The following is a 22,901-nucleotide window of genomic DNA, read 5'->3' as shown; positions in this document are numbered from 1 at the left end:
TGTGCTCCACGGAGAAGATGGGTTGGTCTCCTAGACTAGTGGGGATGTCGAAGCCCGGGGATTCCACCCGTCCTCACATGCTCTACATCGTGTGGGGGTTCCCACCGAGCCGAGGGGGCGGTGTCTACCGCGCACTGGCCACCGCCAACGAAGCGGTGCGTGCCGGCTTTCGGGTGACGGTTCTGACTGCCGAGGCGCAGGCGTTTCGGCGATACACGGGCTCGGACGATAGTCTGCTCGAACTGCTGGATCCTGACGTCAACGTGAGGCGCATTCCGTTCCGCTGGCCCGTGCGGGAGGTTCCTGTCACTGGTGATGGCTCGTTCCGAGATACCTTGCGCCGGCTACGACGCAAAGCCATAGCGCTCTGGGGTCGACTCCCCTTCCCGGAGACCAACTACGGTCACTGGCTCCGGCCGCTCACCCACGCGGCACTAGCGATCCATGCGGAGGAACCCGTCGATCTCGTCGTGGCCACGGCCAACCCGAACGTCACGTTCGCCGCAGCACACGCCCTCTCCCAAAGTGCATCGATCCCGTCAGTTCTCGACCACCGCGATGCCTGGCTTCTTGACGTCTTCTCCGGTGCCACCGTGAAACCGAGCAGATCGCGGGAGGCTCGCTGGGAGCGACGGATGGTGACCGGCGCCACAGAGCTGTGGTTCGTGAACGAGCCGATCCGCGAATGGCATCAGCAGCGTTACCCGGAGGCAGCCGCGAAGATGCACGTCGTCCTCAATGGCTGGGATCGCGAGGCAGTCGGGCATGTCGCGCCACCACGGCCGGCGGATCACCCACCCACCTTCGGCTATCTCGGCACAATCAGCGCCAAGGTACCGGTAGCGCAGCTCGCTCAGGGATGGGAGCTCGCGCGTGCGATCCTGCCCGAGGGATCGCGGCTGGTGCTGGCAGGTCACGCCGGATACTTCTCCGACCCAGACGCCCGGGTGACATCAGCGCTCGAGGACGCCGCGGCGCGCGGAATCGAGATTCGTGGCCCGGTCCCCAAGCGGGAGGTCTCGTCTTTCTACGACGAGATCGACATCCTGGTGCTCGCGCTGGGTGACGGACGTTACGTCACGAGCGGCAAGGTGTACGAGTACATCGCCACCAGCCGTCCGATCGTTGCAGTGTTCTCACCCACGAGCGCGGCGACAGCCGTGCTGGCTGGGTATCCCGGTGCGGTCCAGTCAAAGTCCGCTGAACCGCAGGACATCGCGGACGCACTGGCGGCTGCGGTTCGCACCTGGCGAGAGACCGGCGCGGGTGATCTCGCAGAGCGCCAGCGGATCGCCCACCGCTATCGTCGCGATCAAGTTCTCGCACCCGCGCTGCAGCGCCTGCGAGCGGCCATATGAGCTGACACGGACACGTGCAACGAGCGGTTACTTACCCTCGAGGCGCAGCAGCAACTTGCGCAGTCGCCACACCAGTGCGGCCTTCGCGCGCTGACGAGGCTGCTTGCGCCATGAGTATCGAGGCTTGCGCCGCGCCGCCTTCGTCCCGGCGGTCACCACTGGGCTAGCCAGGCGCGGACCACGCGCAGCTCGCAGGGGCGGCACCTGAGCCGCGGCGTACTCGGCAGCGACGAGCTCCAGCAATCGTGGCTCCGTGGCAGCCCAAACGGCCGACTCGGCGCTGCTCGCTGCGTTCTCGCGGATACGTTCGTCGCTCAGGACGGCACGGATCGCGCCCGCGAGCGATCCTGCGTCGCCGTTCACGAACGCCTTGCCCAATCCCTCCCGTTCGAGGTACTCAGCAGCTGCGGTCCCCGCCGTCGCGACCCCCGGCAGTCCGGCCGACAACGCGTCGAAGAGCTTGTTGGGCATAGCGAGTCGGAGATTCTCCGACGTGTCCGGACTGTAGAGAATCGTCGCGACGTCAGCGGTCGTGAGGAAATGTTGTAGCTGGCCTCGTCCCACGTTCCCGGTGAAATGGAGACGATCACGGACGCCTTGCTCGACCGCAGCCTCGTCGAGCAGGTCATGCAGGTTGCCGCGCACTGTGCCGACGAAAGCGAAATGCAGCTCGGGCATGGAGACCAGCAGCTCTACGGCTAGCAAGGGGTTCCGATTGGGCGACACGTTCCCGATGTGAATGGCCAGTGGAACGTCGGCAGCCAGGCCCACGTTCGACCTGACGTCCTCACCCGGGAATCGGGTTGGTACCGCCAGGCTCTCGATGACCTCGATCCGCTTGGCGCCGTAGCGCCGGCGGAGCTCTTCTGCGATGCCATCACCGACAGTGATGACCAGATCGACCTCGGGGATGAAGGTCCGCGCGATTTCCTCCCACTCCTCGACCTGGGTCGGATCGAGGTAGTCGACCAAGCTGAAGAGCTCGTGCGCGTCGAAGATGACGCGCGTTCCCGGCAGCGCGTGCTTGGCCCAGATCACCGGCGGCAGAGCATCGAGGTCGGCTGCCCAGAGGATCGGCGTGGGCTTCTCCACCATCAGCCGCGCCGCGTCGTACCAGTCCTGGGAGAGGATGTTGGTGTCATTCCAGATGGGCCGCGTCGCCGGAACCGGGATCTCCAACATCGCCCGGTGCACGTCGCGCATCCGCCCGTCAGCGGTCCCCGGCTCGGCAAGTGCGAGCGTCTTCGCCGCCGCGTTGATCTTCGAGTACAAGGCAAACCGGCGGTTCCTGAACGGCGTGCTGACGAAGCCCAACCCGCGGACGATGTCCTCGTCGGCGTTGTGAACCGACCGCAGCTCGACGCCGGCGGCGCGCAAGGTGTCCGCCATCCGCACCGTTCGTGTACTCGGCACCGGCATCTCATAGACGTTGATCGCCGGACGCTCGGCGGGTGCCGAAGGCAAGAGTCGTTCGAACGCCCGCGCGCTGTGCACCAGCGCAGGCAGCTCAGTCAGGGCATCCTTCAGGACCCCGCGCCGCTCATACCTGTGGGCATGGAAGAGGGCACGCTCGACCATCGCGGAATCGGAGGCAGCGCCCGAGCGTACGGCAGCAGCGGCGCGCGCAAATGCGTCTGCCACGTCCTCGGGCTCGAGGCTCGCCGCCGCGAACCACAGCGGATAGCCAGCGAGCACGTCGCGGACTGCGTTCTCGGGCGCGTGCACCGAGACGATCGGCCGACCCGTAGCCATATACTCGAACACCTTGCCTGAGGTGATGTACTTCGACCCGCCGAAGGTCAGGACGAGGGCATCCGCCTGTTCGTAGACCGCTCCGACATCGGCCTTCGGCACAGGCCCGTGATAGCTGACACCGGAGCCGGATGCTCGCGAGATCTCTGCTGCCAGGTGTCGATCTGGCGTCGGGTAGAACCCCAGGTAGCCATGGAACTCCAGGACGGAGTCACACATCGCAGGATCGCTCTCGCGTGCGGCGACATAGCCGTCGAGACACTCGCGCAGGGGTACGGACGGCGTGCAGGTCCCGAGAAAGACGAAGCGGATCTGATCGACTCGCTTCGGAGCGCTCAGACCTTTCAGAACCTCCCGGTCGTAGCCGTTGGTCACGACCCTCGTGCGTCCGGTGATCGCGGGATAGACGTCTTCGTGCCACACCCTCATCGCATCGTTGACGAACCACACCTCGCTCGCATGAGCGACGAGGTCGGCCTCGACCCTGGTGACGGCCGAGCCACGGTCAAAGATGCGCTCGTCGGTGAACTGCTGCAAAGACCAGGAGTCGCGGTAATCGAGGATATACGGCACTCCGTGCAAGCGCTGCAGCCGCCGGCCCACCGAGTAGGTGACGAAGGGGCCTCCAGACGCCAACGTCACATCGATCGGATGTTTGGCGTGGATAGCCTCTGCCGCCTCCCACAACGGCCGCTCCCACAATCCGTAGGTGCTGTTGGGGAACGCAGCAGCGATCCGGGCGTGGAACTGCTTGCGCCAGGCAGCGGGATCGATCGCGCGAAGCTCATCCCATCGGTGGAGATCCGTCTCGGCGGCGCCAAGCTCGAACGGTACCCGGACGACCTCGACCGCAGGGTTCACACCCTGCAAGGTGGTCATGTCGACGCCGGCGTAGCGACGGAGATCGTCGATGTCGCAGGCAAGCACCGTGACACGCCATCCGAGCTCGACCAGAGCGTTCGCCGTCTCCATCATCCGGAAGACGCCGCCGCTCTTGGCCGGCGGAAATCCCCAGGCCACGTACAGCGCGTGTCCGGTAGTGAGTTCGGTGGTGTGCTGGGCAGTCATCAGTTCTCCATCGGCACCGACACACGGTGCAGCGTCAGCTGTGGGTAGGTGACACGCGAAGGCTGCTCCAGCGGCATCCCCAGCACGTCCTCGTACAAGTCACGAAGCTTCGCCTCTGCACCTTGCCACGAGAACCGTTCCTCGTCGCGTAGGGTCCGGATCCGCTCGCGGTAGTAAACCAATCGGCGAAGCACCTCACCCACCGCCAGTGCGGCGTCGGTCGCATCCTCACTGAGGTGCACTGCGCCGATGTCGTGCTCCCGGACGAACTGCTGCTGCGCGGGACAGTCGCTGACGACCACAGGCAACCCTGCGTGGATGTACTCGAAGAGCTTGTTTGTGAGCGCAACGTCGTGGGACGGGAACCGCTTGAGCGGGATGAGGCCTATATCGGCCGACCTCAGGTAAGAGATCACGCGGTCGGGCTCCACCGGGGGCAGCAGATGCACCCTGTCGCCGACCTCGAGCGCAGCGGCGCGCTCTCCAAGCGAGGTGGTCACGCGGGATGCAAACGTTGTCGACACGACTGCGACATGAACATCGTTCATGGCGGGAAGGGCGTCGATGATCGTCTCGACTCCTCGGGCAGGTGTGACCACGCCACTGTAGACAAGCAGCGGCACCGCATCGTCCAGACCGCAGGCCGACCGCACGCCGCCATCCACCTCCGTGGTTCCCTCGCTCTGCCAAGGCGCGTTGAGCGTGACGACGCTGGTAGGCACCTCGCCGTAGCGCTCACGCAACTCATCCTCAAGCACCGGACTGACTGTGATGATCGCATCGGCTAGCGGCGCTATCTCGCGCTCGAGGTCGAGCCAACCGGCTCGTTCGGTGGCGTCACGAGTGCCGTACAGAGACAGGCCCGCGATGAACTCGTGCGCGTCGTATACCCATCTCACCGCCGTTCTTCCACGTTCCCGACATGCTTCCACGGCTGCGGCTGCGACCGGAATCATGTGGACGTCGTGAGCGTGGATGACGTCCGGATCGAGGGCGACCACCTCATCGACGAAAGCCTCGAGATAGTCGAGCGCGATCGGCACGGTCTCGCGCCAAGGAAGAACAGCTTCGACGTCAGGTTGAGGGGGGACGGCTGGCTCGATGCGCCCCTCATCCCTGTGACGCCACTGCATCGGGATCCGGATGACGGTGACCCCGGCCATCATGTCGACTGTCCGCACGTTGTCGGGTGCTGTGCCGAGGAGGGTGACGTCGAGTCCTAGCCGTGCGACCGACACCGCCGTCTTGCGCACTCGGGTGTCGACGGTGATCTGGTTCCCGACGAGCATGACGACCCGTGGTCGCGCAGGTGCCGCAGCACGATCCCCCGAGTCCACTACACATCCTTCCATCACGAACACAGCAACGAGAGGTCCAGCAGCCTCTCCGCCCAGGCACCGCCGAACGATGCCATTACTCTAGGCGCAGAACATTGTCTGCGAGAGTTGGGAGCATCACGTGCCACGGGTCGTGATCATCGCCGCCGAGGTCGACGACGACGCACTGAGCAACGCGTGCGGCCACTTCGCCGAACCACAGTTCTCTGTCACGATCGTCGCGCCCAAGGCCTGGAGGGCGAGAGGTCTGTCACCTGTGCCGACGACCATCGTGCTCAGCGGTGTGGGCCGTGATCACCTCAGCGATCAGCGGCCGCATGCACTCGCTTCGGAGAGCTGGAAGCTCTGGTTACGGTTCCGCGACGACCCCGCTGCCAAGGGGGCGGTGGAGCAGGCGGACGTCATCATCGCTCTCGACGAGACCGCCATCTACACCGGATGGCGGCTTGCAAAGCGGCTTCCGACCTGCATCGTCTCGACGTCCGCGGCAACAGCGCGGGGTGAGTTCGACGCGCATGCGGGTGCTGCATAGGGACCGGTCGGAGGTGATCGCCGCGTTAGGGAGGCAGAGGATGCGCGCTCTCGCCGCCAGCGTGGCCGTGCTCTTGGTGGCCGTCATGCTCACCATGGCGCACCCGCCCTCCGCTACTGCCGCCGCACAGATCACCCTGACAGGAAGTGGCTACGGCCACGGGATCGGGATGAGTCAATATGGCGCGCTGGGCCGCGCGCAGGCTGGCCACGGATACGCCCAGATCGTGGCTGCGTACTACCCGGGTACCTCCCTCGCGACGGGAAGCGACTCGCAGACGCTCCGCGTCTTGGTGACGAGCGACACAGATGGTCAGGCGAGCGTTCGCGCTGAGACCGGCATGACCGTGACGACCACGAGCGGCACCGCCGCACTGCCCGGGTCGGTGTCGGGCGGCGTCCCGGCGCAGTGGCGTCTGCGTACCGTCGCGGGTACGTTGACGCTCGAGGCCCTGGTAGGTACCACCTGGCGTCCCCATGGGACGCCAGGTATCAGCAGCCTGTTGGCGGGTGCCGCGAGTGCGGATCTGGCCACAACCGATGGCACCATCCAGCTCCAGCTCGGCAGCACTTTCCGTGAGTACCGGGGGGCGGTACGGGCCGTGGTAGGTGCACCACAGCGCACCGTTGTCGTGACGACCTACGCGTCCTACCTGCCTGCGGTGGTGGCCTCCGAGATGCCCACCTCGTGGCACGCGCAGGCGCTCGCAGCTCAGGCGGTCGCAGCACGCTCATACGCGCTGTTCGACCAGAGTTCCAAGACGGCCGGTGCAACGTACGACACCTGCGACAGCGTCCAGTGCCAGGTGTTCAACGGCGAAGCGGACTATTCCGCAGCGGGGTCGCTGGTGCGCACGTGGCCGACCGCGTCGACCCGGGCGGCCGTGACGGCGACGGCTGGCCGCTACGTTCGCGACACCGCTGGACCTGCCTTCACGCAGTTCTCCGCGAGCAACGGTGGATACTCAGTCGCCGGATCTCGGCCCTACTTGGCAGCGGCGCCGGACCCCTTTGACAAGTATCCGACGTGGACCGTCGAGCTGACGAGTTCCCGCCTGGAGACCGCCTACCCTGCGATCGGCAGCTTCCGGACCCTCAGCGTCACCAGAGACGGACGTGGGAGCTACGGTGGCCGGGCACAGACAGTAAGGGTCTCTGGCACGGACGGAAGTGTCAGCGTGAGCGGTGCCGCGTTCCGCACCGCCTTCGGCCTCCGTTCGACACTGTTCGCTGTGACCATCAACGAGCTACCTTCGCTCCCGCGAGACCTCGACGGGAACGGAACCGCTGATCTGCTGGCCACCACACCTTCCGGTGCGCTCTACCGCTGGATGGGCCGCGGCGACGCTACCTTCCTCCCCCGCACGCTCATCGGTCCGGGCTGGCAGCGGATGGGGGCCCGCACCGTGACTGCGGGGCTCGGCGGTACGGCGAGCACCGAGCTGGTGGCCGTCGATGCTAGTTCTGGCCGCCTCCTGCGCTACCCCTCCAACGGTGCGGGCAGGTTCGCCTCACCCTTGGTGATCGGATCTGCGGGCTGGCAGTCGATGGATGTTCTGCTGAGCGGGCTCGGCTGGAACGGGCCTGGCAGCAACGGCCTCATCGCGCGTCACGCATCGACCGGCGCTCTGTATTTCTACGTGCTCGGCAGCAACGGCATCTTGCGTTCCGCGGGCCGGATAGGCGTTGGGTGGAACACGATGTCCCACGTCCTGTTCGCTGGAGACTGGAATGGCGACGGCGGTCCTGACGTGATGGCAGTAGACCAGTCCGGGCGGCTCTGGCTCTATCCCGGTTCCGGTGCTGGGACCTTCCTGCCCCGCCAGCAACTTGGGCACGGCTGGTCCGGCATGGCGTCCTTGGTGGGCGGCTCGGACTGGAACGGTGACGGCGTCCTCGACCTGCTGGCAACCGACAGCAGCGGACGCCTGTGGCTCTATGCCGGGAATGGGGTCGGCGGTTTCCGCCCGCGTCAACAGATCGGCGTCGGGTGGTCGAGCTTCAGCCTGATTACCTGATTGGCGCGCCGCAGTCGCGTGAGTTCTGGATCGTTCCGCTACCGGGAGGCGCCTACCTGGTCGGCACAGATGTCTCGCCAGGGCTGTGGGTCAACTCTGATTCGAGCGAGGGTTGCTATTTGGGAGTGCCTTTCTGGCTTCCTCGGAGACGGCTCTCAGATTCTCGACAACTAGTTCACGTACTCCACAACCTACGTCGAAGTACTTCCAGGGGACGAGGGCTTCTTCAGCGAGGGCTGCGGGACGTGGACCTGGCTGGGCTAGACCCACTGCACCGCGGGCCAACTAGGCTGGCCGACGCGAGCAAGGTGCTCGTGAGCCGGCCCTAGGAGACGCATTTGCTCGCGCTGTGGCAGATCGTGCGCCGCTTGCTCGCGACGCTGCCGGAAGGTACGAGCCGCTTCGTCATCACCTTCGCCGTGCTCCAGAGTGCGCTCGCGATCCTCGATGTGGCGGCGATCGGGCTGCTCGCGCTCATCCTCGCGCCGATGCTGACAGGCGGTAGCGCAGCGCTGCCGGTGCTCGGCGAGATCAGCGAGCCGACGCAGTTCCGCAACGTGCTGCTCGCCGTCGGCGGTCTCGTCATCGCCAAGAGCGTGCTGGCGATCCTGCTGCAGCGCTGGGCGACGAAGCGGTTCGCCGCGTTCGAGCAGGTGCTGGGCGCCCAGCTGCTCGCCGGCACGTTCCGAGCGCCGTGGACCGAGCGCCTGTCGCGCAACGCGACCGACATCGTGCGTTCCACCGACGTCGGCGTCGGCGCCACGATCTCCGGCGTGCTGATCCCGTTCTGTCAGCTCGCGGGCGAGGTGGTCACGTTCGTCGCGGTGCTGGGTGTGCTGATCGTCGCCGAGCCGCTGCTCGCGAGCGCCACCGTGATCTACTTCGCGATCGTCGCGGCCGGGCTCTACCTGTGGGTGCTCCGCCGCGCCGTGCGAGCCGGCCAGGACAACCGCACGTACTCAGCCCGCGCTGTACGGCTGATGGCCGAGATGATCCACGCACTCAAGGAGATCACGCTCCGAGGCCGCTCCGACGAGCTGGCCGACCTCGTGCTGAGCGTACGGTCGCGTTCCTCCCGTGCCCGCGCCGACCAGACCTTTCTCGGCGCGATCCCCCGCTACGTCCTCGAAGCGGCACTGATCGGCGGCCTCGGGATCGGGGCCGCGATCGGCTACCTCTCCCACCCGGACGACGGCGTCGCGGGCGCGCTCGCGGCCGTCGCCCTCTTCGGGGTCGCCGGGTTCCGGATCGTTCCCTCACTCACCCGATTCCAGACGATCCTTGCGCAGACCGGCGCGAACATGCCCTATGCCGATCAGGTGCTGGCCGAGATCGACCGCAGCCGCGAGTACCCGGAGCCGGCCGCCACCTCGACCGAGAAGCTGGCCGAGGGCAGTCGCACCTTGCGCCTCGAGCACGTGACGTTCTCCTACCCCGGCGGCGCGACTCCGGCGGTGAACGACGTCAGTCTCGAGCTGCCTTTCGGGCAGACGCTCGCGCTCGTCGGCGCCTCCGGCTCGGGGAAGTCGACGCTCGTGGATCTCATGCTGGGCTTGCTCGAGCCCGACGCCGGCACGATCTGGATCGGTGACCAGCCCTTGGGCCGGGTCCTCATCGACTGGCGCTCGCGGGTGGGCTACGTCCCGCAGGACGTGTCGTTGTTCGACGCCTCCGTGGCTCACAACGTGGCGCTGACATGGTCCGACGAGAACATCGATGAGGACCGCGTGCGTCGTGCCCTGGCACGTGCGCAGCTTCTCGACGTCGTCGAAGCACGGCCCGAGGGGATCCATGCACCGGTCGGTGACCGTGGCCTGGCGCTCTCGGGTGGTCAACGCCAACGGCTCGGCATGGCGCGCGCGCTCTACACCGACCCGCTGGTGCTGGTGATGGACGAGGCGACCTCGGCGCTCGACACCAGCACCGAGGCCGCGGTCACCGCTGCGATCCGCGAGCTGGCCGGCGAGATCAGCGTGATCGTCGTGGCCCACCGCCTGGCCACGATCCGGCACAGCGAGCAGGTGTGCTTCATGCGCGACGGGCACCTCGTGGCGAGCGGCACCTTCGCCGAGGTCGTGGCCGGCGTGCCGGATTTCGCCGAGCAAGCGATGCTTGCCGGCCTTACTGGAGGATCCGATGCCTGAGCGCCTGCCACGCGTGCAGGGGCGCGCGCCGCGGGTGGCGCTGCTCGTGTACAACCAGGTCTCGAACGACAACCGGGTCCTCAAGACGGCAGCCTCGCTCCGTGACGCGGGCGCGGACGTGCTGATCGTCGGCAGTGCTCGACCCGGCTACCCCGCCGGTGACGATCTGGTGGGAGACGGCCTCTCGATCCACCGAGCCCGCGACTTCGACCTCGTCGAGCTGCTCCCCTGGCTCGCCCGGGGGGTGCGCCGGCTGCGTGGCCAGGACCCTGATGGCGCCAGGCCGAGCCCGGAGATCGAGGATGCTCCGCCGTCGACACCCCCGACGTCGGCCCGAGCATCGGTCGGATCCGTCGCCGGCGACCTGTGGATGCGCCTGTACCAGGTCGTCCGGCTGATGTGGTTCTGGGGAGGCGTGATGCGCAAGCTGCGTCGCATGCGACCCGACGTCGTGCACGCGAACGACGGCAACACCCTGCTGCCGGCGATGTTGCTCAAGCGGGCGGTCGGCTGCCGGATCGTCTACGACGCGCACGAACTGTGGACGCGACGCAACGTGCGACCCGACCGACTGCTGGCGCCGCTCGTCGAGTCGGTGATCGAGTGGCTCGGGGTTCGCGCGAGCGCCGGGGTGGTGACCGTGTCACCGTCGATCGTCACGTGGATGCGACGCCGTTTCCGGCTGCGCACGGCGCCCACGCTGGTGCGGAACATCCCGCACCGGCGCGGGGCGGTCCCCGACCCCCAGCAGGGCCGCCTTCGTGAGCTCGCGCGCCTGCCCAGCCACGCGCGGCTCGTCGGCTACGCAGGTGGCGTCACCACCGGGCGGGGTCTTGAGGAGATGCTGCACGCACTCACCGAGCTGGATGCTGACACCCACCTGGTGATGTTGGGCTACGGGGACCCCAGCTACGTGACGCGGCTGCTCGGGCAGGCGCGCGACCTCGGCCTCGGTGCCCGCGTGCACCTCGTCGGACCCGTCCCGGGACCTGAGGTCCCGATGACCTTGGCCGATGCCGATGTGGCGGTCGTCTACGTGCGACCGATCTGCTTGTCGTACCGCTACTCGCTGCCGAACAAGCTGTTCGAGTCCATCCATGCCGGGCTGCCGATCGTCGCGGCCGACCTGCCGGACACCGCGGCGATCGTCCAGGGCTATGGCGTCGGCGAGGTGTTCGGCGCCGATCGACCCGACCAACTGGCGGCGGCGATCGAACGCGTCATCGCTGACGAAGCCCGGTACCGTGCCGCCTCGGTCGCCGCAGCCGACGAGCTCGACTGGCGCCAGGAGGCAGATGCCCTGGTGGCGTTGTACGCCGATGTGCTGGGCGCCTCGCGGTGACGCCGGCCGGCGCGCGGCCCCGCGTCCTCATCATCAGCTACTCACCGCTGTACCGCGACGCACGCGTGCTGCGGCAGATCCGGCTGCTGAAGGATCGCTACGAGGTGAGCACCGTCGGGTACGGAGAGGCACCGGAGGGGGTAGCCAGTCACCTCCGGATACCCGACGAGATCGTCTACTGGCACAAGGACCGGCGGCTGCTGCTGGCGCGGGCCTACCAGCGCACCTACGACACGATGCCGGTGCAGCGGTGGCTGCGCGGGCGACTCCCGGTCGGCGAGCACGACGTGGTCCTCGCCAACGACGTCGACACGGTGCCGCTCGCGATCCAGCTGAAGCCCCGGCGCGGCGTGCACGCGGACCTGCACGAGTACGCCTCTCGGCAGAACGAGGAGAGCCTGCCGTGGCGACTCGTGGTCGCGCCCTATTTCCGCTGGCTGGTGCGGACCTGGGTCAGACGTGCCGACTCGGTGACGACCGTCTCCCCCGGTCTGGCCTCGGAATACTGGCGCGAGTTCGGGATCGACACCCGGCTGGTGATGAACGCACCGTCTCTGATCGATCTCGCGCCCACGCCGGTGGGGAACCCGATCCGGCTCGTGCACGCGGGCAACGGGGTGCCGGAACGGCTGGAGACGATGCTGACGGCGATGGACTCGGTGACCTCAGGCGCCACGCTCGACCTGTACCTCATCGACCAGGGAACGGGCTACGTGTCCTCGCTGCGCGACCGGTACGCCGACAGCGACCGCGTCCGCATCCATGAACCGGTGCCGACCGATGCGATCGTCAGGACACTCAACGACTACGACCTCGGCGTCTACGTGCTCCCGCCGATCTCCTTCAACTTCCGCCATGCACTGCCGAACAAGTTCTTCGACTTCGTGCAGGCGCGCCTCGGTCTTGTCATCGGCCCCAGCCCCGACATGGCGGCACTGGTCCGCGAGCACGGGCTCGGCGTCGTCACCACCGACTTCACGGCTGAGGCGCTCGCTGCAGCGATCGATGCGCTCACCCCTGAGCGAGCCGCCGAGCTGAAGGCTGCGAGCGACGCCGCCTCGACCACGCTGTGCGCCGAGCGGCAGGTCACCGGCTGGAACGACGCCGTCGAAGCCCTTCTTCGGGGTTCCTGAGCCGTGGCCGTGCGGTTGCCGCAACGGTGATGTTCCTCGCCATGAGGTGACTCTCGCCCGCTCGGTCGGTACCGTTGATGTCGGACGCCGCAGGTCGGCGGTTCCCCGGACGAGGCGCGCCGTACCCGGACACGACGACGGCGTGATCGCCCTGGGAGGGGCGCGTCATGGTTGCTGCATGGATCGTTCTGGTCATCTCCGGTGTGCTCGAAAGCGTGTGGGCGGGTGCCCTGACCCGGTCGGAGGGCTTCACGAAGCTGTGGCCCTCGGTGATCTTCGGTATCGCGCTGGTAGCAAGCATGGCCGGGCTCGGCTATGCGCTGAAGTCGATCCCGCTGGGCACCGGTTACGCGGTGTGGGTCGGCATTGGTGTCGTCGGCACCGCGATCTACGGGATCGCCGCGCTCGGTGAGGCGGTCTCGGTCGCGCGGATCGTCTGCCTGGTCGCCATCGTGGGTGGGATCGTCGGCCTCAAGCTGACGAGCCCCGCCGCCTAGCGCTGCCACCCCTCGCAGCCTCGACGACGGCGGCGGCCGCTCGCTCGGCGGCCGCCGCCAGCGAACGGTGCTCGGCCACCCAGGCAGCGCGCCTGCTGCGCTCGTGCTCGCCGTCGGGTGCTCGGAGCGCCGCGATCATCGCCGCGGCGACGGCGTCGACGTCGTGATCGGCCACCCAACCGAGCTCGTGCTCGCGCACCAGGTCGGCCGCCGCGCCAACACCCGCGTGGATGACGGGGGTGCCGGTCCCGAGCGCAGCGAAGAGCTTGGTCGGGAGAGCGAAGTCGTACCCCTGGCCGGGCACGATGCTCACGACTGCTGCCGCAGCCCCCCGTAGCCACGCTGCGCTGCGCTCGGGCGGCACGCTGGCGTGCATCGTGACGGCGCCCTGAGGAAGCGATGCGGCGACTGTGCCGATGGTCGGCCATGCACTCCCGTGCCCGAGGTAGACCAGGCGAGCGTCAGGGACCGCAGCCAGCACCTGCGGCATCGCGCGGGCAAAGACATCGGCGCCTTGCCACTCCGAGGCTGTCCCGGCGTACACGAACGTTCGGGGTCCAGCGAGCCGTTCGCCCTGCGGACAGAAGATCTCCGTGTCGATGCCGTTGCCGACAGTCACCACGTGCGGTGCGCCGAGCTCGCGAACTCGGTCCGCGACCTCCTCGGAGACGGCCAGCGAGACAGCAGCGCCCTTCAGCACCCACGACTCGAGGGCGCGAACGACCTTCGTGACGATCGCGGGTGCTCCGGTCGAGGCCGTGGCGTCCGACCACACGTCCGCGGCGTACCAGGCGTACGGCACCCGCCGCACGGCACATACGATCCGTACGGCTACCCCGGTGGTTGGCGGAGGCTCGACCACGAAGACAGTCGGCTTCCTCATCAAGATCAGCCGGAGCAGCAGCGGTACATCGAAGGACAGGTATGGCAGATAGCCACGCACGTAGCCCGAACGGTCGCGGAGGACCGGCCAGCGCCGCACCCGTACCGCGGCGGGCGGGTGGTGGTGCTCGCCCGCTGCGATCACCGTCAGCACGTCGACCTGACCATGCCTGGCTAGAGCCGAGACCATCTTGCCGAGGCGGAACGCGGCCGCCGCCACCTCCGGTGCGTAGATGCGCGTGACGACCGCGGCCCGCATGTCAGGAGACGACGACTGAGACAGGCAGCTCGCCGCGCGGGATGGCCGGGAGGAAGCCTCCGACCCGGTTGCCTGGGTACACGAGCACAGCACCTGTCCCTGTGACAGCAACCAGGTCCGCTGCGCCGTCGCCGGTCACGTCGTTGAGTCCCACGACGCCGCGCATCCCTGCCCAGCCAGGGCCCTGTGCGACCGGTGGAAGGGCCAACCCCGGGCCGTTCCCGTTGTAGAAGAACAGTCTGCCGCTATCAGCCCCTCGCATGAACAGATCAGGCGCGCCGCCAGAGTCCCAACGACCGGCATTGACCAGGTAGTTCATGCCGGTCGCACCGGTGGAAACGACAACCCTTGGAAGGAATCGGCCCGTGCCGTCGCTCGGATACAGGAGTAGTCGTCCCGAGGCGCGTTCGTGGGCGACGAGCCCCGGGCGTCCGTCGCCGCGCCAGTTTCCGGCACCGACGACCGTCACCATTCCCGACCAGCCAACCCCGATCTGGGTGCCTGACGCCGCAAACCGCCCACCGCCAAGGCCGGGGTGGAGCATGAGCGCCCCGCCCGAGGTGATGACCATCAGGTCTGCACGCCCATCGCCGTTCCAGTCGCCGGGGGCGACGACACGCGCGCCTGTACTCACGCGCACACCCGTGCTCGCGAGGTCGGTGTAGGCCGTACGTGTATTGGTATAGCCGTATCGGAGGAGCGCCGCCGAGACATTGACGGCGACGACTGCGAGATCCTCGCCCCCCACGGTCCCGAACGGAAGCACGCGCATCGCGCCCCATCCAGGCCCGAATGGCACACGCTCGAGCGTGTTGAGCCGACCCGCACCGGTCCCTGGGTACAGCCAGAGACGTCCCCCGCTGTCGACAGCCGCGAGATCACCCTTGCCGTCACCCGTGGCGTCGGGTACACCGACTGTCTGTTGCATCGACGACCACGTGCGACTCACGAGAATCCTGCTGGAGAACCCCCCTGCACCGTCGGACGGATAGGCGTAGAGGTTACCGGCGCGGTCGGTGGCGAGTAACGCCGGGCGATCACCGACGAAGTCATCCGACACACTCAGATCCGCCATCAGGTGCCAGCCGACGCCGACCTTCACCGAGCCGCTCTGAAAGCCACCGCGGCCGTTTCCGCGGTACAGCCACAGCGAACCGTCCGCGCGGCGGGCCAGAAGATCGGGATTGCCGTCCCCGTTCCAGTCATTGGTGCCGAGGACGAAGTCGAAGATGTTCCAACCGACGCCGACCTGCCGCCTCGCACCGGTCAACGAGCCGTTCGAGTCACCTGGATACAGCCACAGCCGACCATCGCTTCCGACAAGCATCAGGTCGGACGTCCCATTCCCGTCGAAGTCACCGGCGCTGACCGTCCGCCAGCTCGACCAACCGCTGCCTTCGGTCTGCTTCGTCCAACGGCCCCGATCGACACTTGAGGCCAGAGACACGGTCGTCCCCTGCGTGACGACAAGGTCCGGCCATCCGTCACCGTCCAGATCACGATCGAGCTGACGATCGGCGAACGACCCGATATACGAGCTGATCCTGGTGCGCATCTCGCCCAGGCGGTTGTACATGTACCGCCCCGGGCAGGTGGTCTGCTTCGAGTCCCGGTGACCGTTGACCCGACTGAACGTGCCGGCGTCGACGGTCACAGTGCCGGAGGCCGTGGTGTTGCCGTGCATCGCGAGCTTCCACGCGGCCAGCCGGGCCACCGAGGTGAACGCGGCCGCCGGCACCGCAACCGTGTCGAAGTTGCCCAGCAGCGAGATCCCTGAGAAGTTCGAGTTCAGCCCGGTGGCGTGCGCGCCGACCGGAGCCTGGTCGACACCCCCGTAGCGCCCCTCCCAGATCCGACCGAACCGGTCGACCACGAAGTTGTAGCCGATGTCGCCCCAGCCGCGCCCCCAGTCCTCGGCGTGGTAGGCGTAGATCGACCGCATCAGAGCAGGCACCTGTGCCGCTGTGTAGTCGTTCGCGTTCACCGTGTGGTGGATGTCGATGCCCTGCACCCGGCCCTGTGACGGGTTCCAGGTCATCTTGGACTCGTCGGCGCCCCACTGGGCACGTGAGTAGATCGTCGGGCGGTTCGTCGAGGTGGTCGTCATGGCAGCGGTGGTCACCGGCGCGGCATCAGCGGTGGACTCTCCCGGGTCCACCAGCGCCAGGCTCGGAGAGGCGGGCAACGTCGTGTCGCTCGCGAGCCTCACCTCGACAGCGTCGGCACCGATCAGCGCCGTCGGCAGCGTGCCGTCACGCGCGTCGGCGAGCTCGGCCTCGTCGTCACGGGTCTCGGTGGCCTCGACATGAAGCGGCTCCCACTCGCCCCACACATCCTCGGCCTGCGTGCGCATCTCGATCACCAGGTCAGCGGGTGCGCTACCCAGGTCCCAGGTGACACCGAGGACCGCAAGCTCCGTGGTCTCCGCCGATGCGTACAGCTGCGTCGACAGCTCCTCCCCAGAGGCGTCGTGATCGTCACCGTCTTCGCCGTGGTCGTGCTCACCCTCGGCGTGGTCGTGGCCGTCGTGGTCGCCCTCGGTGGCCACGTCCTCAGAGTCCTGATCGGTCGGCTCGTCGGTCGGTGCCTGCGTCGGCTCGTCGGTGGGGTCTTCGGTGGTCACCTCGTCCGAGGGTGCCTCCGCCGTCGGGGTCTCGTCCGACGACGCATCGGCCGGCTCGTCCGTGGTCGGCATCTCGGTCGAGGCCTCGTCCGTGACCGCGAGCGACGTCATCACTCCGTCGGTCGCGGCGGTCGCGATCTGACCCTGGGCCTCGTCGGCGGTCCCGGCCCCCTCGGCCTCGTCGGACTCGACTGCCTCGTCGGTCGGCGTCTCGGACTCGACGGCCTCGTCGGTCGGCGTCGGCTCCGGCTCCGTGGACTCAGACTCGGGGGTCTCGGCCTCAGCGGTCTGAGACTCCTCGGCCGCGTCCGCCTCAGGGGTGCCCTCAGCAGGCTCGGTCCCGAACGAGACGAGCTCGACCTCGGTCTCGACCGGATGAGCATCCTCGGAGACCGGCGCGACCACGGCCTCGGCGCCGTCGACGTCGGCCGGCGCCCGCAGCACGGGTTGCGGGACACGTCCCAGGTCGTCGGCTGCGGCCGGCATCGCGGTCAGCAGGGTAGCTACCAGCGCGACGGCGGAAGCAGCAGAAAGCGAACGGCGCATGGTTCAACCTTCACAAGGGGGCGAGACGGGGCAACTATGTCACATCACTCCCATGAGTAACAGCAGCAACTTTTCGAGCGGCGTCGCCGTCGGATGGATCGGTGCTGCGCTCCGCGCTGCCACAATGTCGCCATGCCGAACGAGGATGTCGCGATCCTCGTGCCCGTGTACAACGAGGCACGTGTCGTCGGTGACGTCATCGCCGGACTTATCGACCACGTCGGTCACGTCGTGTGTGTCGACGACGGCAGCACCGACTCCTCGGCCGATGCCGCCCGCCGAGCCGGCTCGATCGTACTGCGTCACGCGACCAACCTCGGTCAGGGAGCGGCGCTTCAGACGGCGATCGAGCATGCCCTGACGCTTCCTGACATGCGCTATCTCGTCACCTTCGATGCCGATGGTCAGCACCAGCTCGCGGACGCCCTCGCGATGGTCGACCTGGCCCGGAACGAGGATCTCGGTGTCGTGTTCGGCTCCCGCTTTCTCGACGAACGCACCCAGGCCGGCTTCCTCAAGAGGCTCGTCCTCAAGACCGCCGTCTGGGTGACGAACCAGAGCACCGGGATGCGGCTGACCGATGCCCACAACGGTCTGCGGGTCATCCGCACCGACGCGGCACGAGGCGTCCACCTGACCCAGAACCGGATGGCGCACGCGAGCGAGATCGTGCTCCAGCTCGGCCGGACGGGTTTGCCGTGGCGCGAGCACCCCGTGCACGTGCTCTACACCGACTACTCCAAGGCGAAGGGGCAGTCGCTGCTCAACGCCATCAACATCCTCTTCGAGCTCACCTTCCGCTGAGCAGACAAGGAGCAGCCCGATGGACATTCAGGACCAGCAGCTGGTGATCAAGATCGTCCTGCTCGTCGGCGTGACGGTGGCGACAGCGCTGCTCACGCGCTCCTCCAGCGGCGCGCGGCACCAGGCCATCCGGCGCGTGTTGTTGGTGCTGTTCGCCGCCGCAACCGCGGCGGTGATCGTTGCTCCGCAGCTCGTGTCCGGCCTTGCGCGGCTGATGGGCGTCGGACGCGGCACCGATCTCCTCCTCTACGGCCTGGCCGTCGCGTTCGTCTGCTTCCTCGCGACCTACTACGGCCGCATGCGCATGCTCAACCGCCAGATCACGAACCTCACCCGGGCACTCGCGCTGGCCGAGGGTCGCCGAACCGGCGAGTCCTGACCGCTCCGTGCTCACCACTCTCCCGATCGTCGCCCTGGGTGCGGCGCTGCTTGCCCTCATGATTCTGATCGCGCCGGGCTGGCTGATGCTGACCCTGATCCGCGTGCGCGGCCTGCTCGCCCTCGCGCTCGCCCCAGCCTGCTCGACGGCGGTGCTCGCCTGCGGTGCGATACTCGCCCAGCTCGTGGGGTTGCGTTGGTCGGTCCTCGTGGCGGCGGGCAGCATGATCGCGGCGCTCGCGGTCGCGCTGGTGGTCCGTCGACTGACATCCGCCGGACCCAGCTCGCCCAGCGCCAGCCGCGCCGACGGCCTGTTGCTCGGCGTCGGCGTGCTCCTCGCAGCCGTGCCGACGCTTGCCGCGATGCCCTCGCTCGACGCCTACCTGCAGCGCTGGGACGCCGTGTTCCATCTCGCGGCGCTACGCCTGATCGACGAGACGGGCTCCGCTTCCACGCTCACCCTCGGCGCGCTTTCCTACGGTGACGGCCACGCGTCGATCTACCCCGCCGGCTGGCACGCGATCGGCTCGCTCCTTCCCGGGTCCCCGACGGCGGCGCTCGCCATCGGCGCGACGGTCACCGCCGCGCTGCCGTGGGTGTTGGGCTGCGGTGTCCTCGCTGCCGAGCTCACGCGGCTGACGGCTCGACCGCTCCTCGGCTCGGGGGTCGTCGGCGTCGCGGGCGTGCTCGCAGGACTCGTGACGGCCTCACCGATGAGCCTGTGGACCGGTTGGGGCCACGTCCCCAACGCTGCGGCGTTGGCGATGCTGCCGGCTGCGCTCGCGCTCGGGCTGCGCCTGCTGCGCGAGCCCAGCGGCCGCCCAGCCGGCGTGATCGCGCTGCTGGTCACGGTGCTCGGGATCGGGCTGGCCCACCCCAACGGGGCGCTCGCGGTCGCGGTGCTGGCATTGCCCGCCTGCATCGGTGCCTGCGTTCGTGCGGTGCGGGCGCCTGCGCGCGCTGGTCGTCTGCCCGAGCTGGTCATGCCCGCGCTCGCCACCAGCGCCATCGTGGGCCTGCTCCTGGTGTTCCTGCTGTCCCCGCTCGCCGCGGCGGTCACGGGCTATACCTCTGGCGAGGTCGAGACCCCCGCGACCGCCGCCCTCGAGGCGATGGCGGGCTGGTACCGGCTGTGGCCGTCGATGGCAGGCGTCGTCGTCGCACTGCTCGCGATCGTCGGTGCGGTGATCGCGGCGATCCAGAGGCGCCGGTTGCCCGTGCTGATGCTGCTGGTGGCGTGGGCGCTCTACGTCGATGCAGCGACGGGCGGGTCGCTGAAAATCTCCAGCCTCTGGTACACCTCGGCGGCGCGGCTGTCGGTGGTCGTCAGCGCGGTGGCAGTCCCGCTGGCAGCAGGTGCGCTGGTGGCAGCAGGTACACGCCTGCGCGGGCGGTTCGGCACATCCGCCACGAGCGCGGCTGCGGCCGTGCTGGTCTTGGCGGTCACGGTCGCGAGCCTGAACGGCCGGCTCGAGCGCACGGGAAACGTGTTCGAGGCTGAGCCCGGCAACCCGCCGCAGTTCGTCACCACCGAAGAGATCGAGATGATTTCCGGCCTGCCGCCAGTGCTCGACGGGGTGATCCTCGGGAGCCCGTTCTCGGGTGCGAGCAGTGCCTATGGGCTGGTGGGGACACCGGTCGTCTTCCCGGTGGCCGGCCAGGTGTGGTCGTCGGATCAGCGGCTCGTGATGGAGCATCTCGACCAGATCGAGTCCGGCCAGATCGACGCTGAGGTCTGCGAGGCCGTGGAACGACTGGGTATTCGCTATCTGTACCAGGACACGGAGCCATATCAGGCCGACGTCCGTTACGAGCTGCTCGACTCCATCGAGCCCGCCGGCGCGGTCCCGATCGCCGAGGGGGACAGCGCCGTCGTTCTTAAGCTGCTGCCCTGCCGCGACTCAGGGCCATGACACCGCGGTCAAGCCGTTCGGGGCGCTGCCCGCGCCTTTCCACCCGGCGATGTGAACAGCCAGGCAAACGGCGTGCCCGCCACACGGTCGGCGAGCTGCGTGGATGCCAGCACCATCGCCATGACCGTGGCGGGAACCGCAAGCAGCACGATGAGGTTGTTCGGCGCACCCGAAAGCTGCACCAGCCATCCCTGCTCGTACGTGACGAGGCGGACGCCGTAGACCAGGACGGCATGCACCACATAGATCGGTAGCGTGCGTGCGGCGAGGTACACACCCAGCCGCGCGGCCGCGGGCCACTTGGCGATCAGGACGCTCACTGCCAGCAGCAGCGCCACTCCTGTCACGCTGAGCGGCTTGCTCATGGGGATCCCGCTGAACGACTCGCTCTCGCGGAGGCGTCCGGTGAGCCACACGCACAGTCCGAAGCTGGTGACGGCTGGAACCATCAGATCCCACCACGGGCGTGCACCGATGCGGAGAACGATGGAGCGACCGAAAGCACCGACCACGAACCACATCCCGAAGCTCGCCCAACGGTAGATGTTCGCCGCCAGCGCGTCCGGCACCGAATCTGGCAAGACGGAAGGAACCAGCGAGGCGAAGAACCACAGGATGAAGGATCCGAGCAGCAGCCATCCGGGAGCGCGTCTACCGACTCGGCAGATCGTGAAGAACAGCACCAGGGTAGACAGGTACCAGTAGCCGTCGCCGCCCTGGAGTATCCGCGGCAGCCGCTCGAGGATCGCTGCCCAGGGGTTGTCCGCGCCGCGGAGGGCGATCAGCACGGTCAGCAGCACAGACCAGATCAGGAATGGCCACAGGATCGCCGCGTACCGGGGCCGGAAGACGTCACGCCACCTCCTCGTGAGCGCATTGGCCGCGAGCACCCCGGAAACTACGAAGAATGCCGGCATCCGCACCGGGATCAACACCTGAGCCAGTTCCGACCAAAGTTCCCACGCCCACCCAGACAGACCGGCAAAGACGGCGGAGGCATGTGTCGCCACGTGGTACTGGACCACCAGCACGATCGCCAGTGCCTTCGCGATATCGATCCAGACGAGGCGACCGGTGTCGGGGGGTTGAACTGGTCCACGCGCATGACGTGCGGTGGCGGCGCTCTGCTCTCCCATCATCCGATCGGCGGCCGTTCCGGTGGCAGGTGCTCGACTGCAGCAACGTACCTGCCTTCCCGGAGATACCAGGCGACCATCGTCGCCAGGCCGTCGCGCAGCTTGACGGGCTGCACGTACCCGGTCTCACGCACGCGATCGGCGGCGAAGGAGGTCTCGGAGTCGGCCAGCTTGCGGATCCGCTCGCTCGTGATCGGCAGGTTGCGGCCCGTCACGCGGGCGATCAGGTCGAACGGCTTCGTCGCGATGATCGCCGGCTGCAGCGGCAGCCGCCACCGGGGCGGGCGTCTGCCGAGCCCCAGGTAGACCTCTGCGAGAATCTCCGAGGAGGTCAGGTCCGGCTGGTCCACACAGTTGTAGACCTCGACATCGCGCAGCGGCGGCTGGGTCCACAGGTGCAGGATCGCGGCCACGATGTTCGTCACGAAGATCATGCTCTTGCGGTTCGAGCCTTGCCCGACCGGGAAGAACCGCCGTCGAGCGACCTGATGGATCATCCGGTACACGTTGGCGTAGTTGCGCGGGCCGAAGACCACTGCGGGGCGGATGACCAGCAGCCGGCGGTCCTCGCCGTCGGCCTCCCACGCGCGGTACACACCCTCCGCCGCGAGCTTGGTGCGGCCGTAGTCGTTGACCGGCCGTGGCACGGTCGTCTCGTCCGGGCGCGGCGCCGCATCCCCGTAGACAGCCACCGAGGAGTAGAAACAGAGGTTCGCCACACCCGAGGCGACCATCGCCTCGGTGACCGCGCGAGCGCCGTCGACGTTCACCGACTCGAACGTGGCCGGGGTGAGGCCGAAGTCGTGGTGGGCGGCGGCCAGGTTGAGCACCGCATCGCAGCCGGTGAGGGCGCGCGTGAGGGCTGCGACATCACGGATGTCGCCACGCACGTCCGCCACCCCCTCGGGCAGCGGGTGCTCGGGCGGGTAGACGTCGTAGCTGACCACCCCGTAGCCGGCCTCGACGAGTGCGGGGATGACGTGAGACCCGATGAACCCGGACCCACCGAGCACCGCGACGCGGTCGCCGACACTCAGCTGAGTGGTCACGCCTGGCCTTCCTTCGCTGCTGCCCGATCCCCGGCGATCGTAGTGGGACGCGACCCGGCCGATGCGCGCAACGCCGTGACCTGCGTCATCACCCTCCACAATCCCTTCACCGAGCATGCGCGGCGCTGCCG

General features: G+C 68.0%; 16 protein-coding genes and 1 riboswitch. Of the genes, 10 read left to right on the top strand and 6 right to left on the bottom strand.

Annotation, left to right across the window (positions count from 1 at the left end):
* The first annotated feature begins 44 nt into the window (after positions 1-44).
* Positions 45-1,358, top strand: coding sequence for a glycosyltransferase family protein (locus tag GPA03_RS10135; protein ID WP_162458328.1), 1,314 nt, complete (start codon positions 45-47; stop codon positions 1,356-1,358).
* 27 nt (positions 1,359-1,385) lie between these two features.
* On the opposite strand, the gene GPA03_RS10130 is transcribed toward GPA03_RS10135, so the two are convergent.
* Both GPA03_RS10130 and GPA03_RS10125 read right to left on the bottom strand, forming a co-directional pair.
* Positions 1,386-4,178, bottom strand: coding sequence for a glycosyltransferase (locus GPA03_RS10130; protein ID WP_156251851.1), 2,793 nt, complete (start codon positions 4,176-4,178; stop codon positions 1,386-1,388).
* A complete protein-coding gene (locus GPA03_RS10125) occupies positions 4,178-5,467 on the bottom strand; it encodes a glycosyltransferase (RefSeq protein ID WP_162458327.1) in 1,290 nt (429 codons plus the stop codon). The genes GPA03_RS10130 and GPA03_RS10125 overlap by 1 nt, the downstream gene beginning before the upstream one ends.
* Before the next feature lie 181 nt (positions 5,468-5,648).
* On the opposite strand from GPA03_RS10125, the gene GPA03_RS22450 reads away from it, so the two are divergent.
* From GPA03_RS22450 to GPA03_RS10100, 6 genes are all read left to right on the top strand, one after another.
* Positions 5,649-6,047 carry a hypothetical protein gene (locus tag GPA03_RS22450; RefSeq protein ID WP_162458326.1) on the top strand — a complete coding sequence of 133 codons (399 nt, stop codon included), beginning with the start codon at positions 5,649-5,651 and terminating at the stop codon, positions 6,045-6,047.
* A 40-nt stretch (positions 6,048-6,087) separates the two neighbouring features.
* Positions 6,088-8,064 carry a SpoIID/LytB domain-containing protein gene (locus tag GPA03_RS10120; protein WP_206673506.1) on the top strand — a complete coding sequence of 659 codons (1,977 nt, stop codon included), beginning with the start codon at positions 6,088-6,090 and terminating at the stop codon, positions 8,062-8,064.
* A gap of 338 nt (positions 8,065-8,402) precedes the next feature.
* Positions 8,403-10,208, top strand: a complete 1,806-nt coding sequence (locus tag GPA03_RS10115) for an ABC transporter ATP-binding protein (RefSeq protein WP_156251848.1) — start codon at positions 8,403-8,405, stop codon at positions 10,206-10,208.
* Entirely contained in the window at positions 10,201-11,550 is a 1,350-nt protein-coding gene (locus GPA03_RS10110; protein WP_156251847.1) for a glycosyltransferase, read from the top strand. Before GPA03_RS10115 ends, GPA03_RS10110 begins: the two co-directional genes overlap by 8 nt.
* Positions 11,547-12,683, top strand: coding sequence for a glycosyltransferase family protein (locus GPA03_RS10105; protein WP_156251846.1), 1,137 nt, complete (start codon positions 11,547-11,549; stop codon positions 12,681-12,683). The genes GPA03_RS10110 and GPA03_RS10105 overlap by 4 nt, the downstream gene beginning before the upstream one ends.
* A gap of 80 nt (positions 12,684-12,763) precedes the next feature.
* Positions 12,764-12,830, top strand: a riboswitch (guanidine-III (ykkC-III) riboswitch).
* 20 nt (positions 12,831-12,850) lie between these two features.
* The gene (locus GPA03_RS10100; RefSeq protein WP_156251845.1) at positions 12,851-13,180 is read left to right on the top strand and encodes a DMT family transporter; all 330 of its coding nucleotides are present in this window, start codon (positions 12,851-12,853) and stop codon (positions 13,178-13,180) included.
* Here the strand turns inward: GPA03_RS10100 and GPA03_RS10095 are convergent.
* Complete coding sequence (locus GPA03_RS10095; RefSeq protein ID WP_156251844.1) at positions 13,155-14,321, bottom strand: glycosyltransferase; 1,167 nt, start codon at positions 14,319-14,321, stop codon at positions 13,155-13,157. The two genes, GPA03_RS10100 and GPA03_RS10095, sit on opposite strands and share 26 nt — an antisense overlap.
* A gap of 1 nt (position 14,322) precedes the next feature.
* Positions 14,323-17,490 (bottom strand): FG-GAP-like repeat-containing protein, encoded by a 3,168-nt coding sequence (locus tag GPA03_RS10090; RefSeq protein WP_156251843.1) that lies wholly within the window; start codon positions 17,488-17,490, stop codon positions 14,323-14,325.
* Positions 17,491-17,622: 132 nt separating this feature from the next.
* Between GPA03_RS10090 and GPA03_RS10085 the strand changes: the two genes are divergently transcribed.
* From GPA03_RS10085 to GPA03_RS10075, 3 genes are read left to right on the top strand one after another with little or no spacing between them, the layout of a single operon-like run.
* The gene (locus GPA03_RS10085) at positions 17,623-18,294 is read left to right on the top strand and encodes a glycosyltransferase family 2 protein (RefSeq protein WP_156251842.1); all 672 of its coding nucleotides are present in this window, start codon (positions 17,623-17,625) and stop codon (positions 18,292-18,294) included.
* 19 nt (positions 18,295-18,313) lie between these two features.
* Positions 18,314-18,673, top strand: a complete 360-nt coding sequence (locus GPA03_RS10080; RefSeq protein WP_156251841.1) for a DUF2304 domain-containing protein — start codon at positions 18,314-18,316, stop codon at positions 18,671-18,673.
* Positions 18,674-18,680: 7 nt separating this feature from the next.
* A complete protein-coding gene (locus tag GPA03_RS10075; RefSeq protein ID WP_156251840.1) occupies positions 18,681-20,585 on the top strand; it encodes a DUF6541 family protein in 1,905 nt (634 codons plus the stop codon).
* An 8-nt stretch (positions 20,586-20,593) separates the two neighbouring features.
* On the opposite strand, the gene GPA03_RS10070 is transcribed toward GPA03_RS10075, so the two are convergent.
* Both GPA03_RS10070 and GPA03_RS10065 read right to left on the bottom strand, forming a co-directional pair.
* Positions 20,594-21,721, bottom strand: coding sequence for an acyltransferase family protein (locus tag GPA03_RS10070; RefSeq protein WP_162458324.1), 1,128 nt, complete (start codon positions 21,719-21,721; stop codon positions 20,594-20,596).
* The gene (locus GPA03_RS10065; RefSeq protein ID WP_162458323.1) at positions 21,721-22,770 is read right to left on the bottom strand and encodes an NAD-dependent epimerase/dehydratase family protein; all 1,050 of its coding nucleotides are present in this window, start codon (positions 22,768-22,770) and stop codon (positions 21,721-21,723) included. Before GPA03_RS10065 ends, GPA03_RS10070 begins: the two co-directional genes overlap by 1 nt.
* Between the last annotated feature and the right edge of the window lie 131 nt (positions 22,771-22,901).

This window comes from Pseudactinotalea terrae (assembly GCF_009733845.1).
Lineage (GTDB): Bacteria > Actinomycetota > Actinomycetes > Actinomycetales > Beutenbergiaceae > Pseudactinotalea > Pseudactinotalea terrae.
The sequence above is the reverse complement of the archived record's forward strand: the minus strand, read 5'-3'. Positions and strand labels throughout refer to the sequence as shown.

Bases quoted from the DNA above. Each gene is read 5' to 3' on its own strand.
- GPA03_RS10080 (WP_156251841.1), top strand. From the start codon at position 18,314: ATGGACATTCAGGACCAGCAGCTGGTGATCAAGATCGTCCTGCTCGTC.
- GPA03_RS10130 (WP_156251851.1), bottom strand. From the start codon at position 4,178: ATGACTGCCCAGCACACCACCGAACTCACTACCGGACACGCGCTGTAC.
- GPA03_RS10100 (WP_156251845.1), top strand. From the start codon at position 12,851: ATGGTTGCTGCATGGATCGTTCTGGTCATCTCCGGTGTGCTCGAAAGC.
- GPA03_RS10125 (WP_162458327.1), bottom strand. From the start codon at position 5,467: ATGCTCGTCGGGAACCAGATCACCGTCGACACCCGAGTGCGCAAGACG.
- GPA03_RS10110 (WP_156251847.1), top strand. From the start codon at position 10,201: ATGCCTGAGCGCCTGCCACGCGTGCAGGGGCGCGCGCCGCGGGTGGCG.
- GPA03_RS10070 (WP_162458324.1), bottom strand. From the start codon at position 21,721: ATGGGAGAGCAGAGCGCCGCCACCGCACGTCATGCGCGTGGACCAGTT.
- GPA03_RS10120 (WP_206673506.1), top strand. From the start codon at position 6,088: ATGCGCGCTCTCGCCGCCAGCGTGGCCGTGCTCTTGGTGGCCGTCATG.
- GPA03_RS10135 (WP_162458328.1), top strand. From the start codon at position 45: ATGTCGAAGCCCGGGGATTCCACCCGTCCTCACATGCTCTACATCGTG.
- GPA03_RS10090 (WP_156251843.1), bottom strand. From the start codon at position 17,490: ATGCGCCGTTCGCTTTCTGCTGCTTCCGCCGTCGCGCTGGTAGCTACC.
- GPA03_RS10085 (WP_156251842.1), top strand. From the start codon at position 17,623: ATGCCGAACGAGGATGTCGCGATCCTCGTGCCCGTGTACAACGAGGCA.
- GPA03_RS10095 (WP_156251844.1), bottom strand. From the start codon at position 14,321: ATGCGGGCCGCGGTCGTCACGCGCATCTACGCACCGGAGGTGGCGGCG.